7 protein-coding genes are annotated in these 2522 nt (G+C 39.7%); 3 read left to right on the top strand and 4 right to left on the bottom strand.

Annotation, left to right across the window (positions count from 1 at the left end; genetic code table 11):
* Positions 1 to 110: 110 nt before the first annotated feature.
* From B9G53_RS00560 to B9G53_RS28255, 4 genes are read right to left on the bottom strand one after another with little or no spacing between them, the layout of a single operon-like run.
* Positions 111 to 311 (bottom strand): Uma2 family endonuclease, encoded by a 201-nt coding sequence (locus B9G53_RS00560; protein ID WP_254923494.1) that lies wholly within the window; start codon positions 309 to 311, stop codon positions 111 to 113.
* Positions 312 to 319: 8 nt separating this feature from the next.
* Entirely contained in the window at positions 320 to 919 is a 600-nt protein-coding gene (locus tag B9G53_RS00555; RefSeq protein ID WP_094528378.1) for a Uma2 family endonuclease, read from the bottom strand.
* 49 nt (positions 920 to 968) lie between these two features.
* A complete protein-coding gene (locus B9G53_RS28260) occupies positions 969 to 1361 on the bottom strand; it encodes a HEPN domain-containing protein (RefSeq protein WP_254923493.1) in 393 nt (130 codons plus the stop codon).
* Positions 1358 to 1492 (bottom strand): hypothetical protein, encoded by a 135-nt coding sequence (locus tag B9G53_RS28255; RefSeq protein WP_254923492.1) that lies wholly within the window; start codon positions 1490 to 1492, stop codon positions 1358 to 1360. Before B9G53_RS28255 ends, B9G53_RS28260 begins: the two co-directional genes overlap by 4 nt.
* A 34-nt stretch (positions 1493 to 1526) precedes the next feature.
* Here B9G53_RS28255 and B9G53_RS27820 point away from each other — a divergent pair, with 34 nt between their 5' ends.
* The 3 genes from B9G53_RS27820 to B9G53_RS00540 form a co-directional block, all read left to right on the top strand.
* Positions 1527 to 1691: a hypothetical protein gene (locus B9G53_RS27820; protein ID WP_217901477.1), complete on the top strand. Its 165-nt coding sequence runs from the start codon at positions 1527 to 1529 to the stop codon at positions 1689 to 1691.
* Entirely contained in the window at positions 1679 to 2128 is a 450-nt protein-coding gene (locus tag B9G53_RS00545; RefSeq protein ID WP_094528377.1) for a winged helix-turn-helix domain-containing protein, read from the top strand. Before B9G53_RS27820 ends, B9G53_RS00545 begins: the two co-directional genes overlap by 13 nt.
* A gap of 41 nt (positions 2129 to 2169) precedes the next feature.
* On the top strand, positions 2170 to 2522 hold a 353-nt coding region (locus B9G53_RS00540), incomplete at its 3' end, for a transposase (protein ID WP_176453037.1).

Here is a 2522-nt window from a genome sequence, read left to right as displayed (position 1 = left end):
TACTCTTGTTGATGTCGATTGAACTGCTTCTGCCAATCTTTGAGATCTAACGGCTTGTTCAGAAGCGCTTCGTTTTGGTTCATTTTTTTACTGTCTTTTTATTTCATATTTTACCATGCCTTACAGCGGGAAGGGAGTAAATGGCTACGGATCATCGTAAAAGCATTACTGGCGATCGTAACGTGAGGATCGTTTGCGCCAGCCAATGCGTAAACATATCCATCGATATACTCGTGTTTAATTTCACTTTTTTCTTCCATTTCGAGATATTCGTCTGGAGTTATGTAATTAAGTTTTGGAGTTGCAATCATAATTTACCTCATGAAATGGGAGGGAGGATCGTAGTTAAGGCGATCGCAAAATCAGGAAATGCTAAAGCAGAAGCTTGGCTTGGCTCAGTAAGAATAAGATGCTCGGTGTAGCCTGTAGGTGTTGGTTTACGAAAGATATGCAGTTGACGTTTTTGGGGAGCCAGAACCCAGTAGTCAGCGATACCAGCCTTGGCATAGAGTTTATCTTTGATTTCACAATCCTGTTTTAGTGTGGAGTCGGCAACTTCTACGACGAGATAAATTTGCTCAGGACTTGGGTGTTGTTCCACATAATCTAAAACTGTCCCTTGGACGATCGCTAAATCTGGTTCTGGTTCTGAGAAATCATCTAAATGAATAGGGTCTTGGGTGCGAACTAATGCTGAAGTGCCGAGGCGATCTCGTAAAACATTGGCAAGTAAATGTAATGATGTGACGTGGGGCGTTCCTTTGGCTGTCATTATCGTGATTTGCCCAGCAATTAGTTCAGTTCGTTCGCCAATGAGAAGTCCTAACTCGCTGATGCGATGGTAGTCCTGTACTGTCCAACGCTTGAGATTTTTTGGTTCTAAGGTGATGACTGCTTGGGGGATACTTGCTATAGTCATGATCGTAGACAGACAGTAGTATTTGACACCTCCTATTCTATACCTTTAGTTAGGGGCGATCGCTATAAAGCTCTTGCAACACTTTCTCTACTTCAGCCACGAAAGCCTTTGCTTGTTCTAAGATCTTTTCTGCTTCTGCTAATGTGCCAGTAAAGTCTGCATCATAATCACTCAACTGTTGTAGCTCATAAGCATCGCTTAATATTTTTGCCCATTCGGGAGAAAATTGTCCTGTCTTCACAAAATGCTGACCGAATAAACGAATTGTACCTTTATGAGTGGAAGCGTCTAGGTTTTGCGATAGCAATAAAGCTTGAGTTGCGTAGTATATAGAATAATAGGAACGCGAGAGGCAAGTACGATAACGTCCTCGCTCTAGTAAGAGTGCTGCTATTTCTAGTTCTTCTAGTGATAAAGAAAGTAATTTTTTGTATTCGTTCATAATTCAATTCCTTCTTTTCTAATATTTCTTAAAAAACCAGCATTTCTTTTGCTGTAGTCTTCTTCGGTGACAGGGATAATAGAGACGATTTCATTACGTTCTAGTAATATTTTGACACGCAGGTTGGACATATAGGATATTTCTTGTACTTGAGATACAGGGCTTTTGAGTACGGCTAGTAAGTCAATATCTGAGTCGAGATTGGCTTCTCATCTGGCATGGGAACCAAATAGAATTAATTTAACAAGGCGATCGCCATATATAGCAATCCTAAATGAGTTGTGGAAAAATAGAGAAGAAGAAATCAAAGAAAAGACTTGGAAGAATTAACTGAATTTATAGAGAGTAACCCCAAGAGCAAGGAACTCAAAAGAGCCATTGCAGTACAGATGGTGCAACAAAATATGACCTATGAGAGCATAGCCAAAATGTTATGTGTATCCACGAGCTTTGTAGGCAAGTGGAAACAGGTATTTGAAAAAGAAGGAATTGCGGGTCTAAAGCTCAAGTATCAGGGGTCTCAAGGATATTTAGACTCAGCCCAAAAGCAAGAAATAATTGAGTGGTTGCAACAACAACAATACTGGGATCTGCAAGAATTAATGACTGMAATTGAGGATCGCTATCAAGTGGTATTTGCGTCGAAACAAAGTTACTATGAGATTTTTAAAGCAGCAGATATTAGCTGGAAGAAGACCCAAAAATATAATCCTAAAAAAGACCCAATCCTAGTTCAAAAAAAAAAGACGAAATTACGGCATGGTTAGCAACCAACCAGGAAAAGATAAGTTCGGKCGAATTAGTTGTCTTGTTTGCAGATGAATGTCATTTATTATGGGGAGATGTTTGTGGATATGTATGGGGTAAGACTAACGAACGTATAGAAGTACCCATAACCAATGAACGTGAGCGTCAAACTTATTATGGAGCGCTCAATCTTCAGACCCAAGTATGTATGATTCAACCCTATGACAAAGGGAACTCTGATTCTACGGTTGCATTTATGCAATATCTAGTCAACATGTATCCTAACAGTCAAATTGTTTTGTTATGGGATGGGGCAAGCTATCATCGTTCTCAAGAAGTTAAAGACTATTTAGCGACGATCAATGACGGTAAAAGCGAATCAGATTGGAAAATTACCTGTATACGTTTTGCTCC

Origin of the sequence: Pseudanabaena sp. SR411 (genome assembly GCF_002251945.1) — a bacterium.
Lineage (GTDB): Bacteria > Cyanobacteriota > Cyanobacteriia > Pseudanabaenales > Pseudanabaenaceae > Pseudanabaena.
Note: the sequence above shows the minus strand (reverse complement) of the source record. Positions and strands in the feature narration are given on the sequence as shown.

What these genes read in the sequence shown, in the direction of transcription:
- B9G53_RS00560 (WP_254923494.1), bottom strand. Translation starts at nt 311, where the DNA reads ATGATTGCAACTCCAAAACTTAATTACATAACTCCAGACGAATATCTC.
- B9G53_RS00555 (WP_094528378.1), bottom strand. Translation starts at nt 919, where the DNA reads ATGACTATAGCAAGTATCCCCCAAGCAGTCATCACCTTAGAACCAAAA.
- B9G53_RS28260 (WP_254923493.1), bottom strand. Translation starts at nt 1,361, where the DNA reads ATGAACGAATACAAAAAATTACTTTCTTTATCACTAGAAGAACTAGAA.
- B9G53_RS28255 (WP_254923492.1), bottom strand. Translation starts at nt 1,492, where the DNA reads ATGTCCAACCTGCGTGTCAAAATATTACTAGAACGTAATGAAATCGTC.